Origin of the sequence: Micromonospora sp. CA-248212 (genome assembly GCF_050948405.1) — a bacterium.
Classification (GTDB): domain Bacteria; phylum Actinomycetota; class Actinomycetes; order Mycobacteriales; family Micromonosporaceae; genus Micromonospora.
This window is the reverse complement of the sequence record NZ_CP192023.1, coordinates 368,795-385,760: the sequence shown is the minus strand read 5'-3', so window position 1 is coordinate 385,760 and position 16,966 is coordinate 368,795. Positions and strand designations below refer to the sequence as shown.

General features: G+C 72.5%; 18 protein-coding genes. 7 read left to right on the top strand and 11 right to left on the bottom strand.

Annotated elements, in window-relative coordinates; all coding sequences use genetic code 11:
* The first annotated feature begins 7 nt into the window (after positions 1-7).
* Positions 8-1,345, top strand: coding sequence for a C39 family peptidase (locus ACQP03_RS01835; RefSeq protein ID WP_357123434.1), 1,338 nt, complete (start codon positions 8-10; stop codon positions 1,343-1,345).
* 124 nt (positions 1,346-1,469) lie between these two features.
* On the opposite strand, the gene ACQP03_RS01830 is transcribed toward ACQP03_RS01835, so the two are convergent.
* From ACQP03_RS01830 to mqnE, 4 genes are all read right to left on the bottom strand, one after another.
* Complete coding sequence (locus tag ACQP03_RS01830; RefSeq protein WP_357133702.1) at positions 1,470-1,943, bottom strand: hypothetical protein; 474 nt, start codon at positions 1,941-1,943, stop codon at positions 1,470-1,472.
* A 78-nt stretch (positions 1,944-2,021) separates the two neighbouring features.
* Complete coding sequence (locus ACQP03_RS01825) at positions 2,022-2,300, bottom strand: DUF4229 domain-containing protein (RefSeq protein WP_357133704.1); 279 nt, start codon at positions 2,298-2,300, stop codon at positions 2,022-2,024.
* A gap of 38 nt (positions 2,301-2,338) precedes the next feature.
* On the bottom strand, positions 2,339-2,776 hold the full coding sequence (locus ACQP03_RS01820; protein ID WP_357133706.1) for a hypothetical protein: 438 nt from the start codon (positions 2,774-2,776) through the stop codon (positions 2,339-2,341).
* A 23-nt stretch (positions 2,777-2,799) separates the two neighbouring features.
* Entirely contained in the window at positions 2,800-3,969 is a 1,170-nt protein-coding gene (mqnE, locus tag ACQP03_RS01815) for an aminofutalosine synthase MqnE (protein WP_357133708.1), read from the bottom strand.
* A 237-nt stretch (positions 3,970-4,206) separates the two neighbouring features.
* Between mqnE and ACQP03_RS01810 the strand changes: the two genes are divergently transcribed.
* Entirely contained in the window at positions 4,207-5,760 is a 1,554-nt protein-coding gene (locus ACQP03_RS01810; RefSeq protein WP_357133710.1) for a C40 family peptidase, read from the top strand.
* A 75-nt stretch (positions 5,761-5,835) separates the two neighbouring features.
* On the opposite strand, the gene ACQP03_RS01805 is transcribed toward ACQP03_RS01810, so the two are convergent.
* The gene (locus ACQP03_RS01805) at positions 5,836-6,306 is read right to left on the bottom strand and encodes a hypothetical protein (RefSeq protein ID WP_433459991.1); all 471 of its coding nucleotides are present in this window, start codon (positions 6,304-6,306) and stop codon (positions 5,836-5,838) included.
* 9 nt (positions 6,307-6,315) lie between these two features.
* Positions 6,316-6,657, bottom strand: a complete 342-nt coding sequence (locus tag ACQP03_RS01800) for a hypothetical protein (RefSeq protein ID WP_433459988.1) — start codon at positions 6,655-6,657, stop codon at positions 6,316-6,318.
* A gap of 345 nt (positions 6,658-7,002) precedes the next feature.
* On the opposite strand from ACQP03_RS01800, the gene ACQP03_RS01795 reads away from it, so the two are divergent.
* From ACQP03_RS01795 to ACQP03_RS01785, 3 genes are all read left to right on the top strand, one after another.
* Complete coding sequence (locus ACQP03_RS01795; RefSeq protein WP_433459986.1) at positions 7,003-7,587, top strand: hypothetical protein; 585 nt, start codon at positions 7,003-7,005, stop codon at positions 7,585-7,587.
* Positions 7,588-7,874: 287 nt separating this feature from the next.
* Positions 7,875-9,890, top strand: coding sequence for a DEAD/DEAH box helicase (locus ACQP03_RS01790; RefSeq protein ID WP_433459983.1), 2,016 nt, complete (start codon positions 7,875-7,877; stop codon positions 9,888-9,890).
* A 108-nt stretch (positions 9,891-9,998) separates the two neighbouring features.
* The gene (locus tag ACQP03_RS01785) at positions 9,999-10,619 is read left to right on the top strand and encodes a putative glycolipid-binding domain-containing protein (RefSeq protein WP_357133845.1); all 621 of its coding nucleotides are present in this window, start codon (positions 9,999-10,001) and stop codon (positions 10,617-10,619) included.
* A gap of 37 nt (positions 10,620-10,656) precedes the next feature.
* On the opposite strand, the gene ACQP03_RS01780 is transcribed toward ACQP03_RS01785, so the two are convergent.
* Together ACQP03_RS01780 and ACQP03_RS01775 are read right to left on the bottom strand one after the other, a co-directional pair.
* The gene (locus ACQP03_RS01780; protein ID WP_357133714.1) at positions 10,657-11,748 is read right to left on the bottom strand and encodes a PLP-dependent cysteine synthase family protein; all 1,092 of its coding nucleotides are present in this window, start codon (positions 11,746-11,748) and stop codon (positions 10,657-10,659) included.
* A 22-nt stretch (positions 11,749-11,770) separates the two neighbouring features.
* Positions 11,771-12,229, bottom strand: coding sequence for an Lrp/AsnC family transcriptional regulator (locus tag ACQP03_RS01775; RefSeq protein WP_357133716.1), 459 nt, complete (start codon positions 12,227-12,229; stop codon positions 11,771-11,773).
* A 269-nt stretch (positions 12,230-12,498) separates the two neighbouring features.
* On the opposite strand from ACQP03_RS01775, the gene ACQP03_RS01770 reads away from it, so the two are divergent.
* The gene (locus tag ACQP03_RS01770; protein WP_007454516.1) at positions 12,499-12,765 is read left to right on the top strand and encodes a BldC family transcriptional regulator; all 267 of its coding nucleotides are present in this window, start codon (positions 12,499-12,501) and stop codon (positions 12,763-12,765) included.
* A gap of 71 nt (positions 12,766-12,836) precedes the next feature.
* On the opposite strand, the gene ACQP03_RS01765 is transcribed toward ACQP03_RS01770, so the two are convergent.
* Positions 12,837-13,466 carry a UbiX family flavin prenyltransferase gene (locus tag ACQP03_RS01765; protein ID WP_355048303.1) on the bottom strand — a complete coding sequence of 210 codons (630 nt, stop codon included), beginning with the start codon at positions 13,464-13,466 and terminating at the stop codon, positions 12,837-12,839.
* A gap of 160 nt (positions 13,467-13,626) precedes the next feature.
* Between ACQP03_RS01765 and ACQP03_RS01760 the strand changes: the two genes are divergently transcribed.
* Entirely contained in the window at positions 13,627-14,595 is a 969-nt protein-coding gene (locus tag ACQP03_RS01760; protein WP_357133718.1) for a terpene synthase family protein, read from the top strand.
* Here the strand turns inward: ACQP03_RS01760 and mqnP are convergent, their stop codons facing one another.
* Together mqnP and ACQP03_RS01750 are read right to left on the bottom strand one after the other, a co-directional pair.
* Complete coding sequence (gene mqnP, locus ACQP03_RS01755) at positions 14,596-15,507, bottom strand: menaquinone biosynthesis prenyltransferase MqnP (protein ID WP_433459978.1); 912 nt, start codon at positions 15,505-15,507, stop codon at positions 14,596-14,598.
* The gene (locus ACQP03_RS01750) at positions 15,507-16,964 is read right to left on the bottom strand and encodes a menaquinone biosynthesis decarboxylase (RefSeq protein ID WP_357171599.1); all 1,458 of its coding nucleotides are present in this window, start codon (positions 16,962-16,964) and stop codon (positions 15,507-15,509) included. The genes mqnP and ACQP03_RS01750 overlap by 1 nt, the downstream gene beginning before the upstream one ends.
* Positions 16,965-16,966 lie beyond the last annotated feature (2 nt).

Genomic DNA, 16,966 nt, shown 5'->3' with positions numbered 1-16,966 from the left:
AGCACCCATGGCCCCCTCCCGCCTGCACGCGGCCGCCCTCGCCGGCGTCAGCGCGCTCACCCTGCTCGCCACCGCGGCCCCCGCCGCGGCGGCCCGGCCACCCGCACCCGCCCACGACGAACAGATCACCTTCCAGGACTGGTCCGGGCCCGCCGACTGGCACCGTGGCAGCCAGGCCGGCACCCGCGTCGTGCCCGGCCCGCGCTCCGGCGTCACCCTGGCCCGCCCCACCGGCACCACCGAGTACGCCGACCCGCACACCGGCGTCACCCGCACCTGGGAGTACGGCACCTGGACCTCGCCCGTGACCCGGATCGGCTTCGACGCCACCGAACTGATCGCCTCCTGGAACGCCGAGACCCCCACCGGCACCTGGATCCAGGTGGAGATGCAGGGCGGTTACACCAACGGCGACCAGACCCCCTGGTACGTCCTGGGCCGCTGGGCCTCCGGCGACACCGACATCAAGCGGACCAGCCTCGACGGGCAGGGCGATCCCTGGTCGACGGTCTGGACCGACACGTTCAGCATCGACGACGCCGACGCCGGGGTGCTGCTGCGGTCGTACCAGCTGCGGCTGACCCTCTACCGGACCCCCGGGCAGACCGCCGCCCCGGTGGTACGGATGCTCGGCGCGATGAGCTCCGCCGTGCCGGACCGGTTCACCGTCCCGCCGAGCGCCGGGCACATCGCCTGGGGCGTCGAGCTGCCGGTGCCCCGCTACTCGCAGAACGTCCACAAGGGGCACTACCCCGAGTACGACGGCGGCGGCGAGGCGTGGTGCTCACCCACCTCCACGGAGATGGTCGTCGAGTACTGGGGTCGCAAGCCCTCGACGGCCGACACGTCCTGGGTGGACCCGACCTACCCGGACCCGACCGTCAACCACGCCGCCCGGATGACCTTCGACTACGCGTACGACGGCGCGGGCAACTGGCCGTTCAACACCGCGTACGCGGCCAGCTTCCCCGGCCTTGAGGGGCGGGTCACCCGGCTGCACTCCCTGGACGAGCTGGAGCGTTTCATCGCCGCCGGCATCCCCGTGGTGACCAGCCAGTCCTTCCTCGCCAGTGAGCTGGACGGGGCGAACTACGGCACCTCGGGGCACCTCTTCGTGGTGGTCGGCTTCACCGCCGACGGTGACGTGATCGTCAACGACCCGGCCTCGTCCAGCAACGACGTCGTCCGCAACGTCTACAAGCGCACCCAGTTCGAGCAGATCTGGCTGCGTACCAAGCGCACCAACGCCAGCGGCGGAGTCTCCGGCGGCTCCGGCGGCGTCGCCTACCTCATCAAGCCCGAGTCCAAGCCCTGGCCCAAGGCCCCCGCCTCCACCAACTGGTAACCCCCCACCCCCCCCACCCCCCACCCCACCCCCCACCCGCCCCCGTCCGGACGGAACGCGGTTGATCAAGAGGTTTGCGTCACCGAATGCCACTCTGCTGACGCAAACCTCTTGATCACGCTTCTCAGGCGCGGTTGGTTGGCTCGGGGAGGGGTTCGTTTGGGGCGCGGTGGCGGCGGACGGTGTGGGTGAGGAAGAGCACCCAGGCGACGGCGGCCACCACTCCGGCGAGGGTTAGCGCGGTGACCAGCAGCCAGGTGGAACCCCCGGCGGCGGCGAAGACGCCCTTGCGCGCGCCCGTGTCCAGTGCGGGGGCCGTCTCGCCCGTCGACAGGGTGTCCGGGGCGTCGTAGAGGATCACGTCCGCCCGCTTGGCACCGTCGTCGGCCACGAAGTCGCCGTGCCAGGTGCAGCTTCGACGGGAACACTCCTCCGAGACGGCCGTGAAGGTGCCCGCGGTGCCGCCACCGCCCTTGGCCTGCCAGGCCGGTCCGAGATCACCAACGCCCAGCAGCAGACCGATGCCGGCGATGACAGGCAGGCCGACCCAGACGAAAATCTTGGCCCGCCAGTCGCTGATCTTGTTGAAGATTTCCACGGCGGGAGACACTAACGGCAGGCAGCCGCTCCCGCCGCCCCGTTTCGACGGTCCCCGCGCGGCACGCGTCCGCAGGCCCTACGGCTGCCGCCGCTCACCCTCGTCGGACTGCTCGTCCTCGCCGGCCAGGGCGGAGCGGAGGCGCTCCTTCTCTGCCTTGCGACGAGCCGTGGCCTCGGCCATCTCGTGGGCCATCTCGTCGCGCCAGCCGCGCAGCAGGAAGAAGGAGAGCGCGGCGGAGAACGCCAGCGCCAGGATCAGCTTCAGGAAGATGTCCACGTCGACCAGCCAGAGGGCCGCCAGTACGGCGACGAACAGCCCGATCCGGCCCAGCGTGTACTTGAGCGCCGCGCTCACCTCATGTACTCCTTCTCCGCGCCCGATGGGCGGGTCACTCAGCCCGTCCGGCGGGCCAGCCAACGGACGCCGGGGAACCAGATCGTCGCGTACGCCACGGTGAACGCCGCCGCCGCCAACGCGCCGGACAGCAGCGGCGGCAACCCCGCGCCCAGCCCGGCGACCAGCAGCCCCACGAACACCGCGACCGCCGCCGCGACGAGCGCCGCCACCACCCGGGCAGCCCCGAACCCCCAGGCGCGGAAGTCGTCCCAGAACAGCCAGGCCGGCAGGATCACCGCGAGCCAACCGTTGGTGTGCCCGAAGTCGGCAGCGCCGAACGAGGCGAACGCCCACTCGAACAGCACGAGCGCCAGCACACCGATGACCAGGCCGGCGAGGCACACCCCGAGCAGGTCACCAAGCGTACGGACGCGCCCCTCGGCGTCTCGTCGGGGGAAGCCGCCCTGCTGCTCGGCGCTGCGCTGCTCGGTCATCGACTGCGAGGGTACGTGGTGTCTCAGGCCCAGACCTGCTGCGGCTCGGCGCGGCGCTCGGCCAGCGACGGCGCCCGGTCGTACTCCCGGACGACGTTGTAGCGGGTGTCCCGCTCGACCGGCTGGAAGCCGGCGTCCCAGATCAGGTTCAGCAGGTCGTCGCGGTGCATGGTGTTCGGGGTGCCGTACGAGTCGGCGTCGTGGGTGATCTTGTATTCGACCACTGAGCCATCCAGGTCGTCCACGCCGAAGTTCAACGAGAGCTGGGCCACCGACAGGCCGTGCATCACCCAGAAGTTCTTCACGTGCGGCACGTTGTCGAACAGCAGCCGGGACACGGCGAACGTCTTCAGCGACTCGGCCGGCGAGGCCATCGTCGTGCGTGCCTGGATCCGGTTACGGATCTTGCCGTCCGCCGAGTCGACGAAGTCGTGCTGGTAGCGCAGCGGGATGAAGACCGCGAAACCGCCGGTCTCGTCCTGCAACTCCCGCAGGCGCAGCACGTGGTCGACGCGGTGCCGGGGCTCCTCGATGTGGCCGTACAGCATGGTCGCCGGGGTCTTCATGCCCTTGCTGTGGGCCAGGGCGTGGATGCGCGACCAGTCCTCCCAGTGGCACTCGTGGTCGACGATGTGCTGGCGGACCTCCCAGTCGAAGATCTCCGCGCCGCCACCGGTCAGCGACTCCAGGCCGGCGTCCATCAGCTCGTCGAGAATCTCGTCGGCGCTCAGGCCGCTGATCTTCTCAAACCACTGCACCTCGGTCGCGGTGAAGCACTTGAGCTTGACGTTCGGCAGCGCCGCCTTCAGCTCGCGCAGCACCTTCGGGTAGTAGCGCCACGGCAGCGTCGGGTGCAGGCCGTTGACGATGTGCAGCTCGGTGAGCTGCTCATCCTCCATCTCCTTGGCCTTGCGGACCGCCTCGTCGATGCGCATCGTGTACGCGTCCTTCTCGCCCGGCTTACGCTGGAACGAGCAGTACGCGCAGGACGCCGAGCAGACGTTCGTCAGGTTGAGGTGCCGGTTGACGTTGAACATCACCCGCTCACCGTTCAGCTCGGTGCGCTTGTGGTGCGCCAGCCGCCCCAACCAGGTCAGGTCGTCGCTGTCGTAGAGGGCGACGCCGTCCTCCCGGGTCAGCCGCTCACCGGCGTACACCTTCGCTTCGAGCTCACGCTTGAGTCCGGCGTCCATGGCACGTCCCTTCCACCTGCGGTCTTTCCCGAGGGTACGTCGACCCCCCGGTGGGCCGGGCGGCACGGTCCGCGACAGCGACCCACTTCACCGGACTCTCAGCCTCCCGTAACCCGCCGATGCATCGACATCACTGCCGCCGTGCGGTAAGACAAGGTGGGGCGGAACTCACACACTGGTACCGTCCCGACGGTCGCGCCCACCGAGCGCGACGACGAGCACCGGACGGGGAGCGGAATGGTCGACAGCGGGCGCGGGCGACGGCAGCGACGACGGAGCCCGGTGATCTCGCCGGTGCTGCGGCCGAAGCTCTGGGCCGCCCTGCTCGGCGCGATCGCCGCCGCCGTGCTGGCCACCCCCGCGTACGCCGAGCCAACCGTGCCCTCGACCGTGCCGGACACCGGCGCGCGTCCACCGGCCATCGGTGCCCCGCAGGTGCCCGGCAGCCCGCCCCTCGCCGGCGTCCCGGCCCCCCCGGTCAACCTCGGCAACGGCCCGCTGGCCGCCCAGATCGCCGCCGCCGAGAGTCAGGTCGGCCTGCTCGGCGACCAACTACTGCTGACCCGACAGAAACGTACCGACGCGCAGGCGCAGCTCGTCGCGGCCGGCAAGGTGCTGGCGACCACGCAGGACGCTCTCCTCCGCGCCCAGCAGGCAGCCGACTCCGCAGCCTCGGACGCGGTCAAGGCGGCCGCCGCCCTGCCGCCGGGTGACTTCGTCGACGACATCCAGGGCCTGAGCCGGCTCCAGCGCATCAACCGTGGCGAGAAGGTCGAGGGTGCCACCACCGCCGTGACCGGCGAGTTGGCGCGGGCCCGGGCCAGCGAACAGACCGCCTACCAGGCACACACCGCGGCCAAGGCGGCCGTCGACGCCGTCGAGGCGGAGTTCGCCACCGGCGAGAATGCCCTACGCACCGCCGAGGCCAGCCTGCTCAAGCTCCGCAAGGACAACGCCGCCCAGCTGATCCTGCTCGAACGGCAGCAGGAGGCCGCCGAGCAGCAGTTCGGATCGGGCTACGTCGCCGGCCAGAGCACCAGCGGCATGTCCGCGCACCCGCGGGCGCTGGCCGCCGTCCGGTACGCGCTCGCCCAGCTCGGTGACCCGTACAAGTGGTCCGAGGAGGGGCCGGACCAGTTCGACTGTTCGGGTCTGATGTGGGCCGCGTACCGGTCCCCGGGCGCCGACTACTTCGATCTGCCCCGGGTCTCCCGCGACCAGTACGCCGCCACCCGGTCCCGCACCGTACGACCCAGCGAGGCGCTCCCCGGCGACCTGATGTTCTTCGCCTCCGGCAGCAGCTACACCACGATCCACCACGTCACCATGTACATCGGTAACGGCAAGATGGTGCAGGCGCCCACGACCGGCGACGTGGTCAAGGTCTCGGTGGTCAACTGGTCCCGGCTCTACGCCGTTACCCGGGTGATCGGGGCGGTGCCGACCCCGAACGTGCCCCTTCCGCCGGTGCCGCCGCCGGCCACCAGCAAGCCGACGCCGCCCGCGAAGCCGACGCCCACCCCCAAGCCGACCCCCACCGGCAAGCCGACCACGAAGCCGCCGACCCCGCCGACCGGCACGGGTACGCCGAAGCCCACCGGTACGCCGACCGGTACGCCGGAGCCGACCGGCGGCACCTCGCCGACCCCGACGGACAGCCCGACCAACACGCCGACGACGCTGCCGCCGCCCCCCACCACGGCACCGGCCAGCTCATCGGCCTCCGCCGCCAGCACGCCGTCCACCAGCCGGAGCGGGACGACCAGCGACAGCCCGAGCGCGGGACGCTGATCCGCCACTGGGGCTCCGGCTGTCCGCCTGGGACGATCTGTGGCACGGTGACAACCAGGCACACCCGGTCCGACGTCACGGGCCGGGTGCGAGCGTGGCGCGGAGGGCGGAGATGGCCGAGCAGAGAGATCCGGCGGAGAGTGTCGACGTCGGCCGGGCCGCGGGGCTGACGACCGCGGATCCGACGACCGCTGATCCGACGACCGACGCCGGCTCGCCGGCCGGTGCTCCCAGCGCCACGCTGACCAGCGCCGACCGGGACACCGCGCTCACCGACGCCGCGGTGCGGGACGGGAACGCCGCGCTCGACGGCGACACCGGCGACGGGGTCGCGGAGTCCGACGGAAAGGCCGCCGGCACGTACGACGCGACAGCCGGAGACGACGCCGCGGGCGACCCCGTCGACGACGCGCACGGCCACGGGGCAGACGGCGAGCCGTCGGAGGACGCCGCCGCTGATCCGACCGCCGCCCCGGTGCGGGCGCGGGCCAGCGTCGCGACAGCCCACCCACGCCCCGGTGATCTGCCGGTGAGCGCTCCAGCCACCGCGACCACCTACCGGGCGACCGGCTCGGCCAGCACACTGCCCGCGCAGCGGGACAGCTCGCCCGCACCGGCATCGGCCGACACCTCGACCGCCCCGGCGCGCGCCAGCGCGACGGCGTCGGTGACCGCCAGCGCCACCGCGCCGACCAGCGCCACCGCCACCGGCCCGACGCCGACGCAGGCCACGGGCCCAACGCCAGCGCCCGCCACCGCCACCGGCGCGACGCCGACGCCGGCCACCGCCACGGGCACCGCCACCGGCCCGACGTCGGCGCGGGCCAGCGCCACGGTCCCCGGCAGCAGCCGGGTCGCGGCCGGCGGCGGGGCCGCGCCGGAGCCCCGGGCGAGCACGTCCGCCGTCTACCGGTCGGGACCGGTGAATCCCGAACCGCCCGAGCCGGCGCAACCCCGGAGCCGGCGCAGCCGCCCGCGCGTCCGGCCCCGGAACCGACACCGCCGGGGCCGGGCGAGCCGGAGCCCGCACCGAGCCCAGGGCCGTACCCGCCCGGTCCGACGCCGACGCCGGGCCCCTTCCCCACGCCCCGACCGGACCCGGTGCCGCCGGTTCCGGGACCGCCCGTGCCACCACCCTCGCCGATGCCGCCTGTCCCGGGGCCGCCGACGCCACCCGTCCCCGGGCCGCCGATGCCGCCGCCTGGCCCGCCGGTGCCCGCGCCACCGCCGCAGCCCGGCCCGATGCCGGCGCCACCGTTCCCGCCGCCTCCGGCGACGACCGGCACGCCGGGCGCACCCGCCACGGGTTCGGTCTCCGCGCCGCCGGCCACCTTCTCCGGATGGACCGCCGCGCCGCCCGCCCCGGGCAGCGCCTGGGCCGGGACACCCGGGTCCGCCCCGCCGGTGGTTCCCGCGCCCGCGCTGCCGACGTGGCCGCCGTCCACCACCCCCCTGCCCGGCGGTACGGACCACCGGACGACCACCCCGCACGGCGGGCCCGAGCGGCGAAGCACGACGGCCGATGGTCGTACCGGAGCCCGTGCCGGCGGCGCTGACCAGGCGGGCACCGTCTACGCCAGCGGCGACGGGCCGGGTTTCACCACGATCGCCCTACCGGCGAACGCGGCGGTGGAGAATTCCGGCTCGCTGACCGGGCACATCCTCGCCCAGGGCTGGTCGGACACCCCGGCGGAGCGCTCCCGGAACACCCGCGTGGTGATCGTCCTGATCGCCGCGTTGGGGCTCCTGATCGGGATCAGCGTGCTGGTCGTCCTGCTCGCCAACAACGCCCTGGACGGCCTGATGGGCGGCATGCTCGACGGCTGATCGACACCACGGCTGCGAGGGTGAGTCCGCCCACTACGGTCGGTCAACCGGCTGGCGACTCCGCCGAATCGCCGTACACTGGTCGGGATCACTGACCTGGCGCGCCCGATGTGCGCCCATGGGCGATCTTGCGGGCGATCCGGCGGCACAGCCGCGGCAGGCCATCGCGAAGATGCGCCCCGCTTGAAAGGCATTTGTTGACCACCTCTGCTGACCCCAGCACCGTTCCGTCCGTTTTCGATTCCGCCACGACGGCGGTCGACGCCCCCGTGACGTCCGACGCCCCCGTGACGATCGACGCCCCCGAGACGTCTGACGCCGTTTCGGCCGAGACCGCCGAGTCGATCGACTTCGCCGGTCTGGGCCTGCCCGAGCCGCTGGTTCGCGCTCTGGCCCGACAGGGCATCACCGCACCCTTCCCGATCCAGCAGGCCACCGTCCCCGACGCCCTCGCCGGGCGGGACGTGCTCGGTCGTGGGCAGACCGGGTCGGGCAAGACCCTCGCCTTCGGCCTCCCGCTGCTGGCCCGCGTCGCCGCCGGGCGTCCGGCGCGTCCGATGCGGCCACGCGCCCTGGTCCTGGTACCGACCCGCGAGCTGGCCATGCAGGTCAACGACGCGCTCCTGCCGTTGGGCAAGGCGCTCAACGTGTTCCTGAAGACCGCCGTCGGCGGTGTTCCATACGACCGCCAGATCGACGCGCTCCGGCGGGGCGTGGAGATCATCGTGGCGACCCCGGGCCGGCTCGGCGACCTGATCGAACGGGGCATCTGCCAGCTCGACGACGTCGAGGTGACGGTGCTCGACGAGGCCGACCAGATGGCCGACATGGGCTTCCTCCCCGAGGTGACCGAACTGCTGGCGAAGACGCCGGCCGGCGGTCAGCGCCTGCTCTTCTCCGCCACTCTGGACGGCGACGTCGACGCGCTGGTCAAGCGATTCATGAACGACCCGGTGACGCACTCCACCGCGCCGTCCACCGCCTCGGTGTCCACCATGGACCACCACGTGCTGCTGATCCCGCCGCACGACAAGTTTCCGGTGACCGCCTCGATCGCGGCGCGGGACGGACGGACCATGGTGTTCGCGCGTACGCAGATGGGCGTCGACCGGCTGGTCGACCAGTTGGCCGCGGTCGGCGTGCGGGCCGGTGGGCTGCACGGCGGCAAGACCCAGCGGATGCGGACCAAGACCCTCGCCGAGTTCCGTGAGGGTCGGATGAACGTCCTGGTCGCCACCGACGTGGCGGCCCGTGGTATCCACGTCGACGGGGTCACGCTGGTGCTGCACGTCGACCCGCCGAAGGACCCGAAGGACTACCTGCACCGTGCCGGTCGTACCGCCCGCGCGGGCGAGTCCGGCGCGGTCGCCACGCTGGTGCTGCCCAAGCAGCGCCGTACCACCCTCGCGATGATGGAGAAGGCCGGCGTCGCGCCGGCCGAGACCCGCGTCCGGGTCGGCGACCCGGTGTTGGCGGAGCTGATCGGCGCCCGCGAGCCCAGCGGCGTTCCGGTTCGTGTCGAGGCGGAGCCGCGCGGCTTCGGTGACCGCTCCGGCGGTGGCCGACGGTTCGACGACCGCTCCGGCGGCCCGCGCCGGTTCGGCGACCGGCCGCAGGGCGAGCGCCGGTACGGCGACCGTCCCCAGGGCGAGCGCCGGTACGGCGACCGGCCGACGGGCGACCGGCAGTACGGCGACCGCCCGCAGGGCGAGCGCCGCTACGGCGACCGGCCCACCGGCGAGCGCCGCTTCGGCGACCGGCCGACGGGCGACCGGCAGTACGGCGACCGTCCCCAGGGCGAGCGCCGCTACGGCGATCGGCCCACCGGCGAGCGCCGGTACGCCGATCGCGACAGTCGCGGCTACGGCGACCGCCCGCAGACCGACCGGAGTGACCGACCGGCCGGTGAGCGCCGCTTCGGCGACCGCCCGCAGGGCGACCGACAGTACGGCGACCGGCCGACGGGCGAGCGCCGCTACGCCGACCGGCCGCAGGGCGACCGACAGTACGGCGACCGCCCGCAGGGCGAGCGCCGCTACGCCGACCGGCCGACGGGCGAGCGCCGCTTCGGCGACCGCCCGCAGGGTGACCGCCCGCAGGGTGACCGGCAGTACGGTGACCGGCCGACCGGTGAGCGCCGCTACGGCGACCGGCCGCAGGCCGACCGGGGCGACCGGGGTGAGCGGCGCTTCCCGGACCGCGACAGCCGGGGCGGCTACCGCTCCGAGGGCCGTGGTCGGGACGACCGACCGCGTGATGATCGGCGGGGTTTCGGCGGGCGGCCGCCGGCGCGTACCCACTGATCTTCCGATCCACGCCGAACGCCGTCGCGGAGCTTGTGCTCCGCGGCGGCGTTCGCGCATGCGCTGCCGACCGCGTCCGGGTCGCGTAACGTCCGGCTCATGGCGACCATGACCAAGTCGATCTTCTGGTCCCGGACGGACACCGCCGGCAGCGAACATGCCCTGCTCGACGACGGCGACGCGTTGTCGGCGCGCGGCACCGTGCTCGCCGTCGATCCGATTCCGTTCACCGCCCGCTACCGGCTGACGACCGCGCCCGACGGGAGCACCGCCCGGGTCGAGGTCGAGGCCGAGGGGTCGGGTTGGCTTCGGCGCGTGACCCTCGAGCGGGCCACGTCCCGGTGGCGGGTCACCACCGCCGAGCAGGGCGACCTGGATGCCGCACTGGTCGGGGCCGGACACCCGCGCGCCGGCCTGCCCGGCACCGACGACCCGGATCGCCTCGCCGACGCGCTCGACGTCGATCTGAGTGGCTCGCCGCTGTTCAACGCCCTTCCGGTACGCCGGCTCGGGTTGACCCGCGGACCGGCCGACATGCCGCGCCGGATCACGGTCGCGTGGGTGCTGCTGCCGGGCCTGGAGGTGGTGCCGGCCGAGCAGATCTACACCGGGCTCGGTCCGGGCCGGGTACGGTTCGCCAGCGGCACCTTCACGGCCGATATCGACCTGGACGCCGACGGGTACGTGGTGCGCTATCCCGGTCTTGCCGAACGGATCGACCCCCGCTGACGGCAGCGCGGGCCCGTCGTCGGACCGGACAGGCAGCTCAGGCGGGCCAGTCGCCGCTGCTCAGGAAGCGCTCGACGGTCGCAGCGTGCGGCGTCAGGTCGAGGCCCTGGGCGGCGACCCAGTCGTCGGAGTAGTACGTGTCGGCGTACCGGTCACCGGCGTCGCAGATCAGGCTGACCACCGAGCCGGTCCGCCCCTCGGCCAGCATGCCGGCGATGAGGCTGAACGCGCCCCACAGGTTGGTGCCGGTGGAGCCGCCCACCCGACGACCGAGCACCGTCGAGCCGGCGCGCATGGCGGCCAGCGAGGCCGCGTCCGGCACCTGGACCATCCGGTCCACGACCGAGGGCAGGAAGGACGCCTCGACCGTGGGCCGGCCGATCCCCTCGATGCGGGAGCCCTTGCCGGTGCGTACGGACCAGTCGGCGGCCACCCAGGCGGGGTAGAAGGCGGAGTTCTCCGGGTCCACGACGCAGAGCTTGGTGGCCAGGCGGCGGTAGCGGGCGTACCGGCCGATGGTGGCGCTGGTGCCACCGGTGCCGGCGCCGACCACGATCCAGGCCGGGATGGGGTGTCGTTCCAGCTCCAACTGCGCGTAGATCGACTCGGCGATGTTGTTGTTACCTCGCCAGTCGGTGGCCCGCTCGGCGTACGTGAACTGGTCCATGAAGTGGCCGCCGGAGTCCTCGGCCAGCCAGCGGGCCTCGACCACCACGCCCGCCGGGTCGTCCACCAGGTGGCACCGGCCGCCCTGGAACTCGATCTGCGCGATCTTCTCGGGCGAGGTGGAGGCGGGCATCACGGCGATGAACGGCAGGCCGAGCATGCGGGCGAAGTACGCCTCGGAGACCGCCGTGGAGCCCGAGGACGCCTCGACGATCGTGGTCTGCGGCCCGATCCAGCCGTTGCACAGGCCGTAGAGGAACAGTGAGCGGGCCAGCCGGTGCTTCAGCGAGCCGGTCGGGTGGGACGACTCGTCCTTGAGGTAGAGGTCGATCCCCCACGCCCGGGGCAGCGGGAAGGGCAGCAGGTGGGTGTCGGCCGAGCGGTTGGCGTCGGCCTCGACGGCGGCAATCGCCTCGGTCACCCAGCTACGGCTGGCCTCGTCGCACCGGTCGAGATGAGTCACGCCCGGAAACCTAGCAACCAGCTCAGGTGGGCTGCGGACCGACCGCCTGGGGGCGGTTCTCCCACTTGGTGGAGAGGGCGATGGCGGTGCGCGTGGAGGCGACCCCGGGGGTCCGGTTGAGCCGCACGATGAGTTGCTCCAGCTCGGCGATCGTGCCGACCCGGGCCTTCAGCAGGAACGACTCGACGCCCGCCATGAAGTAGCAGGACTCGATCTCGGGCAGCACCCGCAGCGACTCCAGCATGTCGTCGGAGTCCGCGCCGGAGTCCTCGACGATGCCGATCAGCGCGGTGACGCCCAGCCCGATCGCCTCGGGCGCCACGTCCGCCCGGTAGCCCAGCACCACGCCGCTGCTCTCCAGCTTGCCGACGCGTTCGTGCACGGCCGGGGCGGAGAGGCCCACCTGTCGGGCCAGCTCGGCGTACGACAGGCGGGCGTTGCCGCGCAGCAGGTCGACGAGGCTCAGGTCGATGGCGTCCACGGAGAGTGACCTTAACGCGTTGGGCGTAACGCGAGGCCTTCGGCATCCGTTGGTCAGAACAGTGAGTAACTGTTCATAAACTGACGGTCTAGGTAGGGGTTGCACCAGTACCATTTACTAACTTCCCAGTCAGTGCATTTTTCGCGTTTGGCGGACAGGCCAGGTCCCTGGTGCTGTAATTGCCATACGTCCCTCATGACGGCTCTGGGCTCGCACCAGCCGGGGGCAGTGTGTTCAGCCAGGGGCTTCGTCGACGCGAGGAGGGGGCTGTGGACACTGGAGATCGCCTGCTGACACCGGGTGAGGTCGCCGCGCTGTTTCGGGTAGACCCGAAGACTGTGACGAGATGGGCGGCGGCCGGCCGGATAGGAAGCATCCGGACTCCAGGCGGGCATCGCCGGTTTCGGGAATCCGAGGTGCGAGCCCTGCTTGAGGGGGAGGGCATGCTGGACGAGGTGGACGAGGTCGGAAAGCCACGCAACGTGGGTCCGGCCGCCTCCACCGGGCCGGGTCCGGCCAACGCCGGCATGTACTGAACTGGTGCGGACAACGTCAGGCGGACCGGACACCTGTCCGGTCCGCGCACCACTGCAACCCAGGTGACGGCTCAGCTCCGGGCCGCGCCGAGTTGGCCGGACCACCGGCGGAACAGGGTGTGTGGCACGCCGAGCGCGTCCAGCACCTTGCCGGCCACGAAGTCGACCAGTTGCTGCGCGCTGGCCGCCGCGCCCGCGCCGTAGAAGCCGGGGCTGGCCGGCAGCACGACCGCGCCGGCGTCGTGCAACGCGATCAGGTGCTCCAGGTGGCTGCGGGTCACCGGGGTCTCCCGGGGCACCACCACGACCGGTCGGCGCTCCTTCAGGTTGACCTCCGCGGCACGTTGCAGCAGATCCTTGGAGAGCCCGATCGCGATGCCGGCGCAGGCCGCGGTGCTGGCGGGTACGACGGCCATTCCGCGTACCCGGTAGGAACCGCTGCTGGGTCCGGCGGCCAGGTCGCCGGCCGGCCAGTGGCGTACGTCCGCTCCGGTCAGGTCCCGGCCCAGCCAGGCCGCGAGGTCTTCGGCCCAGTGCGCGTCGCGGAACGAGCGCCCGGTCTCGTCCAGCAGGGTAAGCCGGGCCGCCCGGGACACGATGAGGTCCACCGGCTCGCCCGCGTCGAGCAGCCCGCCGACGACGGCCGCCGCGTACGGCGTACCGGAGGCCCCGGAGACACCGACCACCCATGGTTCCCGCATGCCCCCAGCCTGCCTGGTCGACGCCGCGCGCCGCTGGGCACCCCACGATCCGCCGCGCCGCAGCCGCCCGACTTGTCCGGCCGGGTAGGTGGTTATCCCGCCGACCTGCGATGCTGCCGATGGCGATTCGCACCGGGAGCAGTTCGCACGGGAGGCATCGGTGACGACCGGCGAGGTCCTCTGGGCGCTGCGCGCCGAGTGCCCGATCCCACCCCGGCTCTCGCCGCACGCCGACCAGGTCCAGCAGTGGCTCGTCGACATCCTGCCCGAGCTGGGCATGCCGCTGGACGACGCCGCGCTGCACCGGCTGGCTCGGGGCGGCTTCGCCCGGTACGCGGGACGGCTCTACCCGGACGCCAGCGAGGCCGACCTGCGGGTGCTGACGGCCCTCTTCACCTGGTTCTTCCTCGTCGACGACGCCTGCGACGGCCCGCACCGAATCAGCCCGGCGCAGATCCGGGCGCTGCGCGACGGGACGTTGGCACTGCTGCACGACGGTCCCCGCCTCCGGCACGGTGGGTTGACCGGGCCGCTGCGGCGACTGCTGGTGCTGGCCTGGCGGGAACCGCGCAGACGGATGCCGTCCCGGTGGCGGCTACGTTTCGCCGACGCGGTGGGCCGGCACCTCGACGGCACCTGGCGGGAGGCGGCCAACAAGGAGGCCGCCGTCCGACCCGGCGTGGACGAGTACGTCGAGCTGCGACGGGCCACCTCGGCGGCCGAGGTGTCGTATCCGCTGGTGGAGTTCGTCGGCGGCCGGCCCCTGCCCGATCCGGTCTACCACCATCCGCTGCTGCGCCAGATCGCCCGCACCGGCAACGACCTGCTCTCCTGGTACAACGACCTGGCCTCGCTGGAGAAGGACCGGGCCACCTCGGGCGGGCACAACCTGGTCCTGGCGACACAGGCCGAGTGGGGCGTGTCCTCGGACGAGGCGGTACGGCGGGTGGCCGAGCGCTGGCGCGAGTCGATGCGGCGGTTCGTGGCGCTCCGCGCCGCCGTGCCGTCGTTCGGGCCGGCGTTGGACGAGGCCGTCACCGACCATCTCGACGGGGTCGCGTACGCCGTGCGCGGCACCATCGACTGGACCCTGGAGAGCGGCCGCTACCCGACGGCCGCGGCCGGCTAGCTAGGGCCGCAGGCCGAGGCGGATCACCAGGTCGAGCAGGGCGAAGACGAACAGCGCGATGCCGACGAACCCGTTGGCGGTGAAGAACGCCCGGTTGACCTTGCTGAGGTCGGTCGGGCTGACCACCAGGTGCTGGTAGGCGAACGCGACGGCGGTCAGCGCCAGGCCGACCCACCACAGCCAGCCGAACCCGATCAGCGCCCCGAACCACACGAACAGCCCGAAGGTCACCACGTGCGCGAGCGTCGAGGCGTGCAGCGCGAAGCGGCGACCGTACCGGGCGGGCACGCTGTGCACGCCGATCTGCTGGTCGATCTCGGAGTCCTGGCAGGCGTAGATCAGGTCGAAGCCGCCGATCCAGAGCCCGACCGCCGCGCCGAGCAGCCAGGCCGGCCCGGAGCCGTCCAGGGTGCCGGTGACCGCGAGCCAGGCGCCGACCGGGCCGACCGCCTGGGCGATGGCGAGGATGGCGTGCGGCCAGTTGGTGAACCGCTTGCCGTACGGGTAGACGACCAGCGGCACCACGGCGAGCGGCGCGAGCACCAGGCAGAGCGGGTTGAGCAGCGCGGCGGCGGCGAGGAACACCACGAGCGCGACGGCCGCGCCGGTCCAGGCCGTCCGCACGCTCACCGCCCCGGTGACCAGTTCCCGTCCGGCGGTACGCGGGTTCCGGGCGTCGATTTGCCGGTCGAGGATCCGGTTGGCGGCCATCGCGAACGTCCGCGCGCCGACCATCGCCACGGTGATCAGCAGCAGGTCGAGCCACCGCACGTGCCCGCCGTTCACCTGCATGGCGGTCAGCGCCGACAGGTACGCGAACGGCAGCGCGAACACCGAGTGCTCGATCGCGACGAGTTTGAGGAAGGACTTGACCCGGCCCGGCTTCTCCACGGGTGCGTCGAGGACGGCCATCAGATCCCGTACTCCTTCCAGCGCTTGTCGACCAGGGCCGCGACTTCCGGGGCCATGGTCATCTCCTCCGGCCAGCCTCGGGTGTAGCCCTCGGTGGGCAGCTTGCGGGTCGCGTCGACGCCTGCCTTGCCGCCCCAGAACTGCTGGTACGACGAGTGGTCGAGGTGATCCACCGGCCCCTCGGTGAGCAGCAGGTCACGGGCGTAGTCGACGTTGCCGAAGGCGCGGAAGGCCACCTCGTTGTAGTCGTGCACGTCACAGTCCTCGTCGACGATCACGATCAGCTTGGTGAGCGACATGAGGTGCGCGCCCCAGATCGCGTTCATGACCTTCTGCGCGTGCTTCGGGTAGCGCTTGCGGATCGACACGATCGCGCAGTTGTGGAACACCCCGGCGGCCGGCAGGTCGTAGTCGACGATGTCCGGGATCATCAGCTTGAGCAGCGGCTGGAAGATCCGCTCGGTGGCCTTGCCGAGGCCGTGGTCCTCCTGCGGCGGCTTCGACGTGACGATCGAGTGGTAGACCGGGTTCCGCTGCATGGTCATCGCCTCGATGTGCAGCACCGGGAACGGCTCGACCGGCGTGTAGAAGCCGGTGTGGTCGCCGAACGGCCCCTCGGGCAGCCGCTCGCCGGGCTCCAGGTAGCCCTCCAGGACGATCTGGGCGTGCGCCGGCACCTGCAACGGGACGGTGAGGCAGTCGACCATCTCCACCCGCTCGCCCCGCAGGAACCCGGCGAACAGGTATTCGTCGATGTCGCCGGGCAGCGGCGCGCTTGCCGCGTACGAGACGACGGGGTCGCAGCCGATCGCGATCGCGACCGGCAGGCGCTGGCCGAGCCGCTCGGCGACCGCGTGGTGCGCGGTGGAGTCCTTGTGGATCTGCCAGTGCATGCCGAGGGTGTTGCGGCCGTGCTGCTGAAGCCGGTAGAGGCCCAGGTTGCGCTTGCCGGTCTCCGGGTGCTTGGTGTGGGTCAGCCCGTAGTTGTGGAAGATCCCGCCGTCGCCGGGCCACACCTGCAACCCCGGCAGCCGGCCCAGGTCGACGTCGTCGCCCCGGTAGACGACCTCCTGGCAGGGCGCGGTCTTGACCTTGCGCGGGGGCACCGACTTGAGCTGCATGACCTTGCCCAGGCCCTCGCGGATGCCGGACCAGCCGACCGGCAGCTCCGGCTTGATCAACGCGCCGATCCGCGCGCCGACCTCGTCCAGCGAGTCGACGCCGAGGGCCATCGCCATCCGCTTCTCGGTGCCGAACAGGTTGATCGCCACCGGCATCTCACCCCGGGTGGGGTGCTCGAACAGCAGCGCTGGCCCGCCGGCGCGCACCGTGCGGCTGACCACCTCGCTGATCTCCAGGGTCGGGTCGACGGGGACGTCGACCCGACGCAACTCCCCCGCGCGCTCCAGCGCCGCGAGGAAGTCCTTGAGATCGGTGTACGGGAAGCCACGAGCCATGT